This window comes from Couchioplanes azureus (genome assembly GCF_014648355.1).
Classification (GTDB): Bacteria; Actinomycetota; Actinomycetes; order Mycobacteriales; family Micromonosporaceae; genus Actinoplanes; species Actinoplanes azureus.
Genome location: NZ_BMQY01000007.1, coordinates 184159 through 199326 on the forward strand (window position 1 = coordinate 184159; position 15168 = coordinate 199326).

The 15168-nt window shown below is 70.1% G+C and carries 19 protein-coding genes; 10 read left to right on the forward strand and 9 right to left on the reverse strand.

The window, feature by feature from the left end:
* Positions 1-15: 15 nt before the first annotated feature.
* Complete coding sequence (locus IEY99_RS24450) at positions 16-867, reverse strand: alpha/beta hydrolase (protein WP_189206399.1); 852 nt, start codon at positions 865-867, stop codon at positions 16-18.
* Between the two features lie 25 nt (positions 868-892).
* Here IEY99_RS24450 and IEY99_RS24455 point away from each other — a divergent pair, with 25 nt between their 5' ends.
* A complete protein-coding gene (locus tag IEY99_RS24455; protein WP_189206400.1) occupies positions 893-1633 on the forward strand; it encodes a TetR/AcrR family transcriptional regulator in 741 nt (246 codons plus the stop codon).
* Here the strand turns inward: IEY99_RS24455 and IEY99_RS24460 are convergent.
* Entirely contained in the window at positions 1630-2103 is a 474-nt protein-coding gene (locus IEY99_RS24460; RefSeq protein WP_229799202.1) for a DUF4440 domain-containing protein, read from the reverse strand. The genes IEY99_RS24455 and IEY99_RS24460 overlap by 4 nt on opposite strands.
* A gap of 85 nt (positions 2104-2188) precedes the next feature.
* Here IEY99_RS24460 and IEY99_RS24465 point away from each other — a divergent pair, with 85 nt between their 5' ends.
* From IEY99_RS24465 to IEY99_RS24475, 3 genes are all read left to right on the forward strand, one after another.
* Positions 2189-2545, forward strand: coding sequence for a nitroreductase/quinone reductase family protein (locus IEY99_RS24465; protein WP_189206401.1), 357 nt, complete (start codon positions 2189-2191; stop codon positions 2543-2545).
* 117 nt (positions 2546-2662) lie between these two features.
* A complete protein-coding gene (locus IEY99_RS24470) occupies positions 2663-3325 on the forward strand; it encodes a hypothetical protein (RefSeq protein WP_189206402.1) in 663 nt (220 codons plus the stop codon).
* A gap of 43 nt (positions 3326-3368) precedes the next feature.
* Complete coding sequence (locus IEY99_RS24475; RefSeq protein WP_189206403.1) at positions 3369-4091, forward strand: aspartate/glutamate racemase family protein; 723 nt, start codon at positions 3369-3371, stop codon at positions 4089-4091.
* Between the two features lie 91 nt (positions 4092-4182).
* Here IEY99_RS24475 and IEY99_RS24480 read toward each other — a convergent pair whose 3' ends face one another.
* A complete protein-coding gene (locus IEY99_RS24480; RefSeq protein ID WP_229799203.1) occupies positions 4183-4659 on the reverse strand; it encodes a DUF952 domain-containing protein in 477 nt (158 codons plus the stop codon).
* Here IEY99_RS24480 and IEY99_RS24485 point away from each other — a divergent pair.
* Entirely contained in the window at positions 4642-6018 is a 1377-nt protein-coding gene (locus IEY99_RS24485; protein ID WP_189206404.1) for an NAD(P)/FAD-dependent oxidoreductase, read from the forward strand. The two genes, IEY99_RS24480 and IEY99_RS24485, sit on opposite strands and share 18 nt — an antisense overlap.
* Before the next feature lies 1 nt (position 6019).
* On the opposite strand, the gene IEY99_RS24490 is transcribed toward IEY99_RS24485, so the two are convergent.
* The 4 genes from IEY99_RS24490 to IEY99_RS24505 all read right to left on the reverse strand — a co-directional run bounded on the left by IEY99_RS24490 (position 6020) and on the right by IEY99_RS24505 (position 8624).
* Positions 6020-6571: a DUF1990 domain-containing protein gene (locus tag IEY99_RS24490; protein WP_229799204.1), complete on the reverse strand. Its 552-nt coding sequence runs from the start codon at positions 6569-6571 to the stop codon at positions 6020-6022.
* A 52-nt stretch (positions 6572-6623) separates the two neighbouring features.
* Positions 6624-7124, reverse strand: coding sequence for a hypothetical protein (locus IEY99_RS24495; protein ID WP_189206405.1), 501 nt, complete (start codon positions 7122-7124; stop codon positions 6624-6626).
* A gap of 182 nt (positions 7125-7306) precedes the next feature.
* Positions 7307-8002 (reverse strand): DUF2625 family protein, encoded by a 696-nt coding sequence (locus tag IEY99_RS24500; RefSeq protein WP_189206406.1) that lies wholly within the window; start codon positions 8000-8002, stop codon positions 7307-7309.
* 214 nt (positions 8003-8216) lie between these two features.
* Positions 8217-8624, reverse strand: coding sequence for a hypothetical protein (locus IEY99_RS24505; protein WP_189206407.1), 408 nt, complete (start codon positions 8622-8624; stop codon positions 8217-8219).
* A 503-nt stretch (positions 8625-9127) separates the two neighbouring features.
* On the opposite strand from IEY99_RS24505, the gene IEY99_RS24510 reads away from it, so the two are divergent.
* Both IEY99_RS24510 and IEY99_RS24515 read left to right on the forward strand, forming a co-directional pair.
* Positions 9128-10705 (forward strand): FMN-binding glutamate synthase family protein, encoded by a 1578-nt coding sequence (locus IEY99_RS24510; RefSeq protein ID WP_189206408.1) that lies wholly within the window; start codon positions 9128-9130, stop codon positions 10703-10705.
* A gap of 90 nt (positions 10706-10795) precedes the next feature.
* Positions 10796-11071: a hypothetical protein gene (locus tag IEY99_RS24515; RefSeq protein WP_189206409.1), complete on the forward strand. Its 276-nt coding sequence runs from the start codon at positions 10796-10798 to the stop codon at positions 11069-11071.
* Between the two features lie 22 nt (positions 11072-11093).
* Here IEY99_RS24515 and IEY99_RS24520 read toward each other — a convergent pair whose 3' ends face one another.
* Complete coding sequence (locus tag IEY99_RS24520; RefSeq protein ID WP_189206410.1) at positions 11094-12167, reverse strand: methyl-accepting chemotaxis protein; 1074 nt, start codon at positions 12165-12167, stop codon at positions 11094-11096.
* Positions 12168-12502: 335 nt separating this feature from the next.
* Here IEY99_RS24520 and IEY99_RS24525 point away from each other — a divergent pair, with 335 nt between their 5' ends.
* From IEY99_RS24525 to IEY99_RS24535, 3 genes are all read left to right on the forward strand, one after another.
* On the forward strand, positions 12503-12898 hold the full coding sequence (locus IEY99_RS24525; RefSeq protein WP_189206411.1) for a hypothetical protein: 396 nt from the start codon (positions 12503-12505) through the stop codon (positions 12896-12898).
* Between the two features lie 145 nt (positions 12899-13043).
* The gene (locus IEY99_RS24530) at positions 13044-13385 is read left to right on the forward strand and encodes a hypothetical protein (protein WP_189206542.1); all 342 of its coding nucleotides are present in this window, start codon (positions 13044-13046) and stop codon (positions 13383-13385) included.
* Positions 13386-13521: 136 nt separating this feature from the next.
* The gene (locus tag IEY99_RS24535; protein WP_189206412.1) at positions 13522-13896 is read left to right on the forward strand and encodes a cyclic-phosphate processing receiver domain-containing protein; all 375 of its coding nucleotides are present in this window, start codon (positions 13522-13524) and stop codon (positions 13894-13896) included.
* 654 nt (positions 13897-14550) lie between these two features.
* On the opposite strand, the gene IEY99_RS24540 is transcribed toward IEY99_RS24535, so the two are convergent.
* Complete coding sequence (locus tag IEY99_RS24540; RefSeq protein ID WP_189206413.1) at positions 14551-15099, reverse strand: P-loop nucleotide/nucleoside kinase family protein; 549 nt, start codon at positions 15097-15099, stop codon at positions 14551-14553.
* Between the last annotated feature and the right edge of the window lie 69 nt (positions 15100-15168).

The window sequence follows — 15168 nt, forward strand, 5'->3', positions numbered from 1 at the left end:
CGAGGGTACGGGTCGCTACCGCGGAAGGTGCTCGCGCAGCCAGGGAGTCAGCATCGGCAGGACGGTACGGGCCTGCATGGCGCCCAGGTGGTCGGCGCCCGGCACGAGCTGCACGGCCCAGCCCCGGGCGGTCAGCTCGTCCCGGTGCCGGCGCAGCGGCTCGGCGATGGCGACGTGGGCGTCGTCCCACCGGGGACCGTACGCCATGTCGTCGTCGGCCCCGGCGAAGGCGAACCGCGGCAGGCGCAGGCGGTCGAGCGCGGCCGGCTCGTCGAAGTCCCGGAGTGACTCGTAGAGCGTGACGAACTGCCCGGTCTGCTCGGGGGTGCGGGTGAACTCGACGGAGTCCCAGTCGCCCGGCCGGGGCTCGGTGGCCGGCGCGGCCGGGCCGTCCCGGTGGGCGAGGGCCATGCGGTGGGCGGCGCGGGTGACGGTCAGCATCGCCGCGTACGGCCCGCCGAGCGGGGGGAAACCGCCCATGACCAGGGCCGTGAGCCGGTCGGTGCGGATCGCGAGCTGCAAGCCGGTCAGGGCGAGCCAGGAGTAGCCGTAGTAGGCGAACCGCTCCACGCCCGCCGCGTCGGCCACGGCGAGCAGGTCTTCCGCGGCGGCCGCGGCGGTGAGCGTGTGCGGCTTCGGATGGTGGGTGAGGTGGTCCTCGTAGTCGGCCGCGACGACCCGGAAGCCGGCCTCGGCGAGCCCGGTGGCGAGGGTGTGGCCGAGGTGCGGGTCGGCGCCCCAGGCGCGCATCTGCTCGGCGGCCTCGCCCTCGGCGGTGGCGGTGCCGACCGGCAGCAGCACCGCCGGCCCGTCGCCGAGAACCGTCACGTCGATGGGGGAGCCGTCGTGGAGCCGTGCGACAGTCATAAAAACACTCTACGCTGTAAGCGATATGACGACGACCCCGAACCGAGACGCCGACGCCCACGTCCGCCGGCTCTGGCGGCACCGCGGCACCACGCCGCCCGGTCCCCGCCGTGGCCCCCGCCAGCAGCTCGACCTGGACGACATCCTCGAGGCCGCCATCGCGCTCGCGGACGCCGAGGGGCTGTCCGCGGTGTCGACCCGCGCCGTCGCCGCGGCCTTCGGCAGGACCGCGATGGCGCTCTACCCGTACGTCGGCACCAAGGAGAACCTGCTCGCGCTGATGCAGGACCAGGCCTCGGCGATGCCCGCCTGGGAAGACCCCCCGGCCCTGGCGCCGGCGCTGTCGGCGTGGGCGCAGGCGCTGTACGAGGTGTACCTGGCGCACCCGTGGCTGACCGAGCGGCCGTGGTCCGAGGCGACGCAGGGCCCGCACGAGCAGGACTGGCTGGAACGCCTGCTCCGGATCTTCGACGGATTCCAGGTGGCACCGCGGGCCCGGCCGCCGGCGGTGACCATGCTGTACGCGACCGTCCGGGCCACGGCCGCGACGGATGCGGCGTACCGGCGGATGCGCGAGCACGGAGCGGGGGAGTGGCTCGAGGTGGCGCGCGCGACCCGGAGACATGTTCCCGACCTGGCCGACCGGTATCCACTCTCGACCGGCCTGGCACCGCTCACCACGCACTGGCAGGACGCGCCCCGCGCCGCCCTCCTGAGCGGCGTCGACCTGCTGGCACGCGCCCTCGCGGACGCGCCGGCCCGCTAACGCCGCCCGATCGGCGTGTTCTGCGCGGCGGCCAGCCACCACCGCCCGTCGCGTTCGACCAGCACGTAGAGGGCCATCTCGGAGAAGCCGTCCGGCACGAGTGACTGCCGGCGGACCTGCGCCACGACGACGCCGGGAGCGGGCGCGAGGACCGACACGACCTCGAACCGTGACGCCGCGACGGGGGCCGGGGCGGATGCCGGCGGCGCCGGCTGGTTCATCAGCCGGCGGTGGATCGCGTTCAGCTGCGCGAAGCCCGTCACGGTCGCCCCGAAGGGGCTGCCCCAGAGGATGTCGGCGGCGAACCAGGCGTCGTACACGTCCGCGTCCAGGGTGTCCCCGCCTCGTTGCAGCTGCGCCGCCAGGGCGGCGGCCACCTCCTCCGCGGTGGCGCGAGCCGCCGGATCGTCCAGCGCGATGCGGTGCGTGGTCCCGCCCATGGGTTGCTCCTCGCTGTCGGTGCCCGGCATGCGAGGGACGCTAAGAGGTCAACCGTGGTTGAGGTCAAGCCGCCCGCTTGACCTGAAGTGCGGTTGAGGGCACAGCATGGGCGGCATGACGACGACGGACGAGGCGAGGCAAGCGCTGGAGCGGCAGCGGACGGTCGAGATCACCACGACCGGGCGCCGCAGCGGGCGCCCGCGCCGGATCGAGACCTGGCGGTATCGAGCGGCCGGGCGCTACTGGCTGACCGGCAGCCCGGGCTCGCGCGACTGGTACGCCAACCTGCTCGCCCACCCCGGGTTCACGCTGCACCTGCAGGATCGCGATGTCGAGGTACGCGGGCGCGCCGTGACCGACCCGCAGGAACGCGCGCACGTGTTCGGCGAGATAGTGCCCGGCCTGGGCTGGGGCGGAAGCCTGGAGAGCTGGATCGCCGGAAGCCCACTGGTGGAGATCGAGCTCGACTGACACCAGGCGGCCGGCGCAGGGCACCGATCACGCAACGTGGCGGCCGTGTTGCGTGCAGCTGCGACGATGAGAGCGGCCTTGTCCGACTGCCGTCGAGACCCTGAAGGAGGGTGGCGGGTGACCTTCGCGCTCGGCATCTACGATCTCTTCGCCTGCTCGATCCCGGGGTTCCTCTACATCTCGGTGTTCGGCTACATCGCGAACCGGGTGGGATGGATCGCGATCGACCTCGAGGACGTGAAGGACGTACCGTCCCTGCTCCTGGTGCTCGGAGTCGCGATCGCCGCGTATCTGATCGGTCATGTCACCTGGCCGCTCAGCAGGCTCGTCGATCATCTGTCGTACCGGTGGTGGCCCGCCCCGGACGCCGCGAAGATCATCGTGGACCGCGATCCCGAGGTGGAGAAGAGCGGATATCTGAAGCACAGCCGCTTCCTGCTGCAGGCCCGCACGGAGCTGACCAACCGGGAAGTCGCCTCCGAGATCAGCCGCATGCGGGCCATCAGCCTGATGCTGCGGAACTGCACCATACCGCTGTTCATCGCCTCGGCCTGCGCGGCGGTGGAGCTGGCGACAGGCGGGAGCCGCGTGTTCGCCGGCGTCTCGGCGGCGCTCCTCCTCCTCGCCGCACTCGGCGCCGCGATCCAGAGCCGGACCATGGGCCAGTGGTCCGTTCTCAAGACCTTCGAGCTGTCGTACTGGAGCTTCACCGAGGGCGGCCCCCACGCAGTACCAAGCCCCGCCGACCCCAACGGAAAGGCCCGAATCACCGGCGGCTAGCACTGGTGATCTCGCCTGGCATGCCGGGTGGTAGGAAGGGAGTGTGCTGACGATCGGAATGCTCGGCGGAATGAGCTGGGAGTCCAGCGCCCACTACTACCGGCTGGTCAATGAGCTGGTCCGTGAGCGTCTCGGCGGCCTGCACTCGGCGCGGTGCGTGCTGTACTCCGTCGACTTCGCCGACATCGAGCACCTCCAGAGCACCGGGCGGTGGGAAGAGGCGGGACGCCTGCTCGGCCAGGGCGCTGCCGCGGTGCAGGCCGCCGGCGCGGACCTGCTGCTGCTGTGCACCAACACCATGCACAAGGTCGCCGACCAGGTGCAGGCCGCCGTGACCATTCCGCTGCTGCACCTGGCTGACGCGACCGCCGACGCGGTCACCGCCGCGGGCCTGCACACCGTGGGGCTGCTCGGCACCGCCTTCACCATGGAGCAGGACTTCTACCGGGATCGGCTCACCCGCCACGGCCTGCGGGTGATCGTCCCGGAACCGGACGACCGCGCCGAGGTGCATCGCATCATCTACGAGGAGCTCTGCCTCGGCGACGTCCGCCAGGCATCCCGGCAGACCTACCAGAAGGTCATCGAGCGCCTCGTCCGCTCCGGCGCGCAGGGCGTCATCCTCGGCTGCACGGAGATCGAACTCCTGATCTCACCCGCCGACAGCCCGGTCCCGGTCTTCCCGACCTCCAGGCTGCACGTCGAAGCCGCCGTCGACGCCGCACTACGAGACGCGACGCCGGCACCCGGCCCTGGCGCGGCGTGATCCCGGGGCGGCCGACCACGAGCGATCCCGACGGCCGTCGTCACGGCCGGAAGACTGTCAGGCTGAACCACCGGTCGCCGATCAGCGCATGCTAGGTCGATGCTTCGGCCCGGGTCAGGGTTGCCTCGACCGCTGCCGCACCCGGTACCTGGTGCACCGCGACGACCGCGCCGAGGGTCAGCGACCCGTACAGGTGCGGGTACGGCCCACCGTTCGGCATCATCTCCCACCGCAACTGGTCACCGTACGCCCGCGCGTCGATCGCCAGGACGACGAGGGACTCCTCGTCGGCGAACCGTCGCGTGGCCGTGCTGACGACCTGCGCGCGCGTGGAGAGATGGAGGTACCCGCTGGTGCGGTCGAACGGCGAACCGTCGAAGCGTCCCGAGCTCCGGAACTGTGCCCATTCACTGGGCAAGAGGATCTTGTAGATGGGCACGGCGGAATGCTGGCACACCGCCGGCATGGACATCAACGGCACGCCGTGCTCGCCGTCAAGGTACGCGCCGAGGGCTCGCACGTCGCGTACGGGAGGCTCGATGATGGACGGATGTCGCTGCCCCCGCACGCACCTCGCCATGCTGTCGTCATCGGTGGGAGCCTCGCCGGGCTCTGCGCCGCTCGTGTGCTCGCCGACCACGTGGAGACCGTCACCGTCGTGGACCGTGACGAGTTTCCCGCCGGGCCCGCCGTACGCACAGGGCTGCCGCAGGCACACCACCTGCACGTGCTGATCCCGGCCGGCCAGGATGCGCTCGACCGGCTGTTTCCCGGCCTGATCGCGGGCCTGCACGAGCATGGTGCGGTGCCGGTCGCGGCGCCGGCCGAGGTGCTGTACCTCAGCCCCACCGGGTGGCGTGACCGGTTCCCGGCCACGCACCGGCTGGTCGGTGCCAGCCGGGAGCTGATCGACTGGGCGCTGCGCCGGCGTCTGATGCAGGACGGGCGGGTGCGGTTCCGCACCGGCCACGAAGTCGTGGGGCTGTTGCCGGCTCCGGGCGCGTACGGGATCGGCGGCGTGCTGCTGCGCGGCCGCTCGCCGGACGCCGACGTCGAGCCGCTGCCCGCGGACCTGGTCGTCGACGCGAGCGGGCGGGCCTCGCGGGCCGCGGACTGGCTCGAGCAGCTCGGGTACGGACGGCCCGGGGAGAGCCGCGTCGAGTCCGGACTCGCCTATGCCAGCCGCCGCTACGCCCTGCCCGAGGGGGCGACCGGCGGTTGGAAGCACATCCTGCTGATGCCCAAGGCGCCGGACGTGCGGCGGGGCGGTGTGCTGTACCCGATCGAGAACGGCAGGTGGATGGTCACCCTGGGCGGGCTCGGCGGCGACGTCCCGCCCACCGACGAGCGGGGGTTTCTGGAGTTCGCGCGGGACCTGCGCAGCCCGGTGATCTATGAGGCGATCCGGAACGGCACGCCGGACTCGCCGGTCCACGGCTACCGGCGGACCGCGAACCACCGCCGTCACTTCGAGGCCATGCCGCGCTGGCCGGACGGTTTCCTGGTGGTCGGCGACGCCGCCTGCACGTTCAATCCCGTGTACGGCCAGGGGATGACGGTCGCCGCCCAGGCCGCGCTGCTGCTCGACGAGCATCTGCGCGCCCACCCGGGCACCTTCGGTCGCGTCGCGCAGGCGGCGGTCGCGCGGTGCAGCGAAGCCCCCTGGCAGATCGCCACCGGCGCGGACCTGCGGTACCCGACGACGGTCGGCCCCCGGCCGGGGTGGGCGGCGCGGCTGAGCAACTGGTACCTCGATCGCACGTCCGATGTCGCCAACCGCGACGAGCACGTCGCCCGGGTGCTCGCCGACGTGCTGTATCTCGTCACACCGCCCACGGCGTTGTTCCGCCCCGGCGTCGCCGTGCGGGTGTTCCGCGGCCGGCGCGGCCCCGCCCTGCAGGCTCCACCCGCGCCGGCCGTCCCCTGACCTAGCCGCCCGGCCGGGCGAGACCTCGGGCGGCGCCCACGTACCGGTCGGTGACGTACTCCTGAACGATGCGGGTCAGTGCGCCACCGGATCGCGCGAGAAGCGATGCGGGGCGGCTGAAGGCTCGGATGCGGATCCGGACGTCGCCCGCATCGGTCAGCACGACCAGGAAGGCTTCCTCGCCCCGCTCCGGATGGCCGGGCAGGGTCCCGTACGCGAATCCCCGGCAGTCGTACGACTCCACCGTGTAGACCACGCGGCACGGGATCGTCAGCCGGAGCGGACCCCACCCGGCGCGAAGGATCACGATGGCGCCCGTCGCGGCCCTGTCCGCGGTGCTGGTGACGGCGAGGCCGGCTCCCCGGTGCATGTGCCAGCCGAAGAGCCCGCCGGCCGCCCGCTCGAACGCCGGCCGTCCGGTGCCGATCGAGACGTCGCGGAGCACATGCCCGTATCCCGTCGGCAGGCGGTCGTCACGAGTGGCGCCCGCCTGCGGGTAGGTCAGGTCGGCAGCGGCCAGCCGGGCGAGGGCTCTTGCGTCTTTCGAGCGCACCGGATCACGGTACGCGAGCAGCGGCGTACGGCATGCGCCGAACGTGCCGGTCTCAGTGGCGGTGCGCTTCGTCGCAAGCCGCCTCCGTCCCGGCAAGGGCCGCGATGAACGGCTCCCGTACGCCCGGATCGCAATGGGCCTGTTCCAGGGCACGTTTGTCCGCGTCGGGGTCCGGGCCGGCGGTGTGGTCGGTCCCCGGCCCGCAGGCGACCGGCATCGAACCCGCCCCGTCCCAGCCTCGGTGCCCCGCAAAGGTGACGTCGATGACGACCGGCTCGCCGCCGAGCCTGATGGTCAGATAGCGGTGCACGTCCCACAGGCCCTCCTCGGGCACCGCGGCGGCCGCGCGGGCTCCGAAGCTGCGGGCGGCGTCCCGCGGCGTGCACCGGTAGACGCGATGGACCAGCTGCGGTTCGACGTGCGGCCAGCGTTCCGCCAGGACGGCTGCGAGCAGGGCGTGCTTCGTGGAGCAGGTGCCCCGCCATTCGGCGAGTGCCCCGCGGGCGCTCCGCTCGGCGGGGCGCCCGTACGGCATCGAGTGCACCGCTGCCACGACGTCCACGATGGAGGCGTCCGCAGGAAGACCGGCTCTTGCCCTCAGCGATTCCCACACCGGTCCATTATCGGGTACGCCGCCTGTCGCGTGCGGGCCTGCCGTCGGGGTCAGTGGGGGAACGCACGGACAGTTCGGGTGGAGACGAATCACCGGCGCAAACGACGTGCCGGAGAGCTTCCCTACACCGCCCCGTCCGGTTCGGCGGCGAACCTTGCGGCGAACTCGTCCTGCAGGGAGAACAACTCCGCCATGGGTGATGGTTGTCGAGTGGTGCCGGCCAGGTTCTGCTGTGCCTCCCGAGACCAGAGGAACGGGAAGATCGTGATGCCGTGTGTCAGGGGCAGCGGGCGCACTTCTTCCCGCCATCCCGGCCACCGCAACGCGTCGTAGAACTCGGCCGTTCCGCCCTCGGCGATCCACGACAGCCACCCACCGTGGCCGGCGCCGACATACTCCCACTGCAGCGTGTCGGGCCCGAAATAGCACACGTCACCCGGGTCGCCGGGACGGCCGAGGGCCCGGGGCGCCGGGCCGTTGACCTCGAACCGCCCGCCGAGTACGTCGTACCCCACCAGCAACGCCGACGGCGGGCGTTGGTCACCCGGCAAGCCGTTGGCCTCCGCGAGTGAGGGCACGCCGTGGCCGCCGTCCCCGCCGAGCACCCGCAGCCAGCCATCGTCGACCAGCAGGCCGCCGGTGTGCAACGCCAACGCGCCGAGCCGCGACCGCGCGGTCACCTGTAGCCGGTGCAAGGTCTCCCGGCCCGCGGCCGGGGAGACCGGCAAGATCCTCACCTGAGGATTGGCCAGCAGCTCGACCTCGAGCTCCGGCCACGCGGGATCCGGGATGTCCATCAACTCATCGGCGGTACGCATCCGATCATCATCCTCTCCGGATCTGGACGCGGTTGTGCAGCGAACCGTGCTCACGGGTGAGGAACCGGTCCGCGAGGTCGTCCGCACCGAGGACGACAGCTGGCTCATCGCGGACGGCGGGGCACATCGTCGCGCGCGTCGATTCCGGCCTGCCCTGGGTCGTCAGCCGCCATGAGTGGACGGAGTGAGCTTCGTGTCGAGGCCCGCCTCCGGCTCAATCTCGTCTGAATCGGGGGCCGAGGGAGTGTCCCAGGGCGGTGCCGAGAATCTTGTGTGCCGGGTCATCCTTCAGCCACAGCAGCTTGTGACGGCTGCCGTCACGCATCTTCAGCGCCAGTCGGTCCGTCAGGATGCCGCGGTGAAGCCGGGCCTCGGCTACTTCGTCGAGTAGGAGGAACTTGTTGGTCCGGTGGGCGGATGTGATGTCTCGCTGAGCCAAGGCCGACGCCGGTACCTCGGGCAGTGGGACCGGGACGGTGCGGCCGTTCTTGTTCGCTCGTGTCTCGTGCAGGGTCAGTCGACGCCGGACCAGATGACGTGGCAGCAACCACAGCTCACCGTGGATCCAGTCGGCCCATCCCGTCGTGCAGCTCCTGCTGATCAGCCGTGCTGTCTCGTTCACGGCGACACGCTAGCGAACAGCGGTACGGAGCTTCCTTCGCGTGCCCGCTACCCGATCGCACGGCAGGCTGCGGTCGGCAGCGATCATCGGCGGGGCCGGACGACGAATGCTTCGACCAGTCGCCGATCAGTGGCGGTTCATCCAGTTGTGCGGCACCGGCTTACGCAGGGCGGCATGTCAGGGATTCCGCTTCTCGTCGGCAGTCAAGTCGTCGACGGCGTCGCTGAAACCCGGCTCGAATTCGCCGTACGAGTGCTGTTTCACGACGTCCCCGCGCGGCGTTTTCCGGCATTGTGAGAAACCGGCGGAGCGAGTCGCCGTCGGCCTTCATCTCCCGGGCCATCGCTGCGAAATCGTTCGGTGGTCACGTCGATGTATCTCCTGAAAGCCATCGAGCAGAATGCTCTAGATTCTGCATGCTCGCAGCGCGTCCGGCGGATCCGGGTTTCGGCCGGGTGGTTGCGGCCGTTTAGCGGCCCGGCCCGGCGGCAATATGATCCGGCATGAGGCGGGGCATCGGTGCGGCCGCGGCAGCCGCAGTGTCGGCGCTGGCGGCGGTCGCCGTCCGCGATCTTCTGCAGCGCGACCATGCGCTGCTGCGCAACTTCCCGGTCATCGGCCACGGCCGGTACCTCATCGAGGCGATCGGGCCTGAGCTGCGGCAGTACGTGGTGGCCGGCAACAACGAGGAGCGGCCGTTCACCCGGGACCAGCGGCGCTGGGTGTACGCGTCGGCGAAGAAAGAGAACAACTACTTCGGCTTCGGTACGGACAACGACATCGAGTACACGGCCGGGTATCCGATCATCAAGCACCGTACGTTCGGGCGGGCGGTGCCTCGGTCCACGCCGGCGGCCGGGTACGAGGCGTCCGTACCGTGTGCGAAGGTTCTCGGGGCGGCGCGGGGCCGGGCGCGGGCGTTCCGGCCGGACTCGGTCGTCAACATCTCCGGTATGAGCTACGGCTCGCTGTCCGGCACGGCGATCGAGGCGCTGAACCGGGGCGCGGCGCTGGCCGGGTGCCTGCAGAACACCGGGGAGGGCGGGCTGTCGCCGTACCATCGGCATGGCGGCGACCTGGTCTTCCAGATCGGCACCGCGTACTTCGGCTGCCGGGACGCGCACGGCCGGTTCGACCTGCGGCGGCTCAAGGACCTGGTGGCCGGCGCCCCGGTGCGGGCCCTGGAGATCAAGCTCAGCCAGGGCGCCAAGCCCAGCCTCGGCGGGCTGCTTCCGGGCGCGAAGGTGTCCGCGGAGATCGCCGCCACCCGCGGTATCCCGCAGGGCGTCGACTGCGTGAGTCCCTCCCGGCACGCCGAGTTCGGCGACACCGACAGCCTGCTCGACTGGGTGGAGCTGCTCGCCGCGGAGACCGGCCTGCCGGTCGGCATCAAGTCCGCGGTCGGTGACCTGGACTTCTGGGACGAGCTGACCTCGCTGATGGCCACGACCGGGCGCGGCGTCGACTTCGTGACGATCGACGGCGGCGAGGGAGGCACCGGCGCGGCGCCGCTGATCTTCACCGACACGGTCTCGCTGCCGTTCCAGGTCGGCTTCGCCCGGGTGTACGCGATGTTCGCCGAGCGCGGCCTGCACGAGCAGGTCGTCTTCGTCGGTGCCGGCAAGCTCGGGCTGCCGGACAACGCCGTGGTCGCGTTCGCGCTCGGCTGCGACATGGTGAACGTGGCCCGTGAGGCGATGCTGGCGATCGGCTGCATCCAGGCGCAGAAGTGCCACACCGACGCGTGCCCGACCGGCGTGGCCACCCAGAACCCCTGGCTCACCCGGGGGCTCGACCCGGCGCTCAAGTCCGTACGCGCCGCCAACTACGTCAAGACCCTGCGCCGCGACCTGCTCAAGGTCGCCGAGGCGTGCGGCGTCGAACACCCCGGCCTGATCGACACCGGCTCGGTGGAGATCCTCGACGGCCGCACGGCGGCCACCGGACTGGACCACGTGTACGGCTACCGCCCCGGCTGGGGCCTGCCGTCGGAAGCGGACCGGAAGGCCATCGCCGAGCTCATGCGCGCCACCGAGCCGCAGGGCGGCAGCGCCCCACCGTCACGCTCGGCGATGGCATGAGCCGCTGCGCGCCGACCCGCGTGCCGGCGGTGCGAGGAGATGGCAGGCAGGCGTGGTGTAGCGGCTCGCGGGGTGGGCATCCCTTCCGCCATGACCGCACATTCTCCGTACCGAGAGTCCGATCTTGATCGACTGCACCGCGACACGAAGCGGCTCGCCCAGCGCGGACGGGAGGCGGCCGACCGGTTCGCCGAGGTCGAGCTGCGGGTGGCCGCGGTCGAGGACCAGGTCGCCGAGACGTACGACCGGCTGGCCGACAGCCGCGGTGACGCCGGCTACCGCGCGCGGGCGGATGCGGCGCGCGAGCACGCCGAGCAGGCCCGCCGGATGGCCGACCGCGAGAAAGCCGCGGCCCAGGGGGACTAGCTGATCGCGCACAGGGCCCGGCTCAGGTGGTGAGCTGCCGCAGCCGGTCCGCCTGCTCGCGCAGGTTCGCCGCCGCGCCCAGCACTGTTTCGGCGCCCTGGGCGGCGGCCGTCGCCGACTCGGCGACGGCGTGCATGCCGGAGGACATCTCGGCGCTGGTGGCGGTCTGTTCCTCGACCGCCGCCGCGATCATGGTCTGTTGTTCCGCGATGTTCTCGATGAGCCCGACGATGCCGGAGATGCCGTCCACCGCCTGCAGGCTCTCGGTCTGGATCGCCTTGATCATGCCGATGATCTGCTGGGTGGCCTCGGCGCTGCGCCCGGCCAGCTCCTTGACCTCCGCGGCCACGACCGCGAAGCCCTTGCCCGCCGCGCCCGCCCGCGCGGACTCGATCTGGGCGTTGAGCGCGAGCAGCTTGGTCTGCTCGGCCACCGCGATGATGAGCTTGGTGACGTTGCCGATCTCCTGGCTGGAGCCCTGGAGCTGGTTCATGCTGTTCGCGGTCGACCGCGCGGACGCGACCGCCGTGTCGGTGCTCGTCGTCGCGCTCGTCACCCGTCCGGCGATCTCGCGGATGCTCTCGGCCATCTCGGTGGAGTTGCGCGAGATCGCGTCGGCCCGCTCGGCGCTCCGGCCGGCGGCGTCGGCCAGCTGGCGCCCGGCCTCGGCCAGCTCGGAACTGGCCCGGGTCAGCTCGGTGACCAGCGAGTTGACGAGCTCGTTGGCCTCCACCTTCTCGGTCTCGTCCGACCACGTGAAGATGAAGCCGCCGGGGAAGCGGTCGATGGTGACGCCCCCGTGCAGTTTCCTGCCGTTGACCTCGGTCGGGATGTGCGTGGTGAGCGGGAACTCGGTCGCGGTCTGCATGATGCGCATCATCCCGCTGCGCAGTTCGAGCATTGCCTGCTCGCCGTGTTGCCCGACGGCGCGCCGGGTGAGTTCGTCGGCGGCCTTGTTCCGGAAGACGATCTCACCTGCGGCGTTGGCGATGATCAAGACGGTTGGCGCGGCGTGCAGCGCGGCCAGCAGCGTCTCCGCCGAACGCAGCATCGGCGGCACACCCGGCCCCGTCCCCGCGGATCCCTTCCTGATCATCGGTTCTCCTCCTCCGAGCGAACATCGCGACACCCCACCTCCGAGGGTATGGAACGGGCCGTGCCCGCGATGGATCTTCGGGAATCAGCAGGAGACGGAGCGCGGCAAGACCCGGCCCAGATCTTGCGCTGGACCTGAGCTTGCCGTTTAACCTCCGGCTTCAACCAAGAGTCGCCGCGGACCAGTCCGCTGCGTCATCGAGGGCGACTACGGTGAGTGCCGGGCGATCGCGCCGGTGTGGGTGGCGACGAGCCAAGACAGCGCGTTGTCTGCGGCATGTGAGTGCGTTCCAACCTCGGCGGAGCTTCCGACGCTCGATAAGTCATGCTCGTGGTGTGGATGTGATCTACGTGAGCATCGAAGGCGAGCGAGAGGTACTTGCTCTGCATCGGTTCCTTTTCGAGGCGAAGCTGGAAGACCCCGGCAGCATCTACGCCGGCAGTCCGTACGTCGCGTCCATCCAACGCCGCCTGGCGGACGCGCTCGAAGCCGCCGATCCGGGCTCCGGATGGGCGAGATGGCGGGCAGCGGAAGGGCACGAGGAACGAGTCGGCATCGTTCGACGTCACCTCTCGACCGCGGGCCATTGGTGGAACGACTTGAACCGCGCAGAACGCGAGACCTATGTGAGAGACATCCTGGCACCGCTGAACCTATCGGCAGATCTACTTGCCGAACTCACCGCGACACACGGCGAATCGTCGCCGCGCGGTGATGCCGCTGCGCCCTAAGCGGGCCTGGTTGATGGCGGCGGAGACAAGCATCAGCTGGATCGAGTCTCGTCGACCAGCCGACGCGAGCTCGGCGGCAGATCAGCGCACGCGGTAACCGGTGGCCGTGGACCGGGCATTGGACGATCATGTGTCGGTGGAGAACATCGAGACGGTGTTGTTGTGGCGACCGACCGGCCCAGAGGAGCTGGCGCTGGTGGAGGCTTCGGGTTGGCGTGCCTGGCCACCGCGCCTGCCGGACCAGCCGATCTTCTACCCGGTGCTGAACGAGGAGTACGCCACCATGATTGCCCGGGACTGGAACGTCCCGGCGTCCGGGGTGGGGTATGTGACCCGATTCGAGGTTCGCCGCTCCTTCCTCGACCGGTACGAGGTGCATCAGGCCGGCGGTCGCACGATCCTGGAGTATTGGATCCCCGCCGAAGATCTGGACGAACTCAACGCCAATATCGTCGGCTCGATCGCCGTCGTCGCCGAGTACCGCTGAGCCGTCGCCGCCGTACTGCCGATCAGATCCGCTGATCGGCAGTATGGAACCGAATCCCAGTGAGCGACCGCGCTGACACAGCGGCAGATCCGGATATTCGATCGAGGCGTTGTAGACAACCGGGCATCATCGTGCGATGACTGACCGTAAGTCGGCGATCGTCCTCGTCGACGATCTCCGCTCATTCGTTGACGGCCGTCCAGCCGAGGTAGCTCGCACAAGCTCAGCTGGAGTGGAGCTGCTCGACCGTCACCGGAGCCACCGTCTCGATGAACTCTGGCTCGATCATGATCTGGGCGACGATGACACCATTTGGCCGGTCGTGGAAGTCCTTGAACGCGCTGCCTTCGAGGGCCGGCCTTTCGATGTCGGTGTGGTCATCATTCACTCGGCCAATCCCGCGGGCGCTACGAAGATGGCGCAGGCCCTCCGGCGTTGGAACTATCCGGTCCGCGTCGCGTCAGGTGACCCCGCGGTGGGTTACCTCGACGGAATCGACTCCGCTGGATGACCTGACGTAACCCATCGACCAGAAGGCCGCTCCGCGGCAAAATTTGCGTGTCCGGCTTCCGTCGCACCTACTGACGGTCCGGGACGGCCTCAGAACCAAGTCCAGGGGTGAGCAAGCCGCCACAGACGCCCACGCCAGCGTGCACGCCGAGGGTGTAAGAAGACCTCGATATCCTCCAGCGCGTTGCCGGCATTTCCCCTGACGTGGGGTCTGGCACGCGCCTGCCGAAGTGCGGCGACTACACGGTCTTCGTCGAGCTGACCGTAAACCCTTGCCAAGTGCCCAAGGCACGTGGCAGCGAGCGCCTGCACCTGGCGGTCATCGTGATCTAGCAGAGTCAAGTAGAGATCTTGCGACTCCCTCCAGTCGCCGTCGCCGTATAACGCGCACCCCACCATGGCATCCAGCGCGCCGCTGACGTCATCGCTATCCAGAGCCATCCGCACCTCAGCTGGCGTGGCCGGCGGAGGGTAGTGAAAGGTGTGGTGCTGATGGCTCATGGGCACATTCTTGATCATATCGCCCTCAGCGAACATCCGCTCTTCGGCAAGAGTTCGCGTCGGCAAGCCGGAGGCGAGCACACGAAGCGTGACCCTGGTGCAGGCAGTTGGCGCGCACCCTCGGCGGCAAATCCGCGTGTTGATCAAAGGCTCCCTACCTCAAGTCGAGGCGCGGCAACGTCGGCCAGCGTTCGCTCGCCCATTGCGGCCAGCTCTCGAAACCGGTCGGCGGCGGAGGGAGCGGCTCATAGGCCAGCTCCTGCTCGGTCGGCGGCTGAAATAGTGCCAAGAATCGATCATGATCCGCGTCCGTCATCGGGAACGTCGACTCCGGGCTCTCGCGCCACCGACGACTGGCTCGCCTCCGACGTTCCGGCTCCGCGACTCTGACATACCTCAGCTCGAAGGTGGCCCCAGCGATCTCCGCGATCGACCGGATTGCGTAGCGTTCGTCGCGCGCCCAGCATCCGAAGTCCAGAACGACAGAGGCTCCACTGCGAACCACCTCGTGTGCGGTCCAAATTATCCTGCCCTCCAGGATGTCGCGCCGGCCCTCCGCTTCGCCGTTCCCGAACAGTGGTGCCATCCAGTCATCGGGAGTCAGCCGCAGGATCCGCCGATCAGCCGCGACCTGCTGGGCGAGCGTCGTCTTTCCCGAGCCGGGCAGGCCGGCAGTTAGCAAGAGGCTGGGTCGGAGAGACACGCGGTCATGATCTCGCTTCCTTACCTAACCGGACAGCGATTTACCGTCTCGTCGGCATCGTCGAGTCCA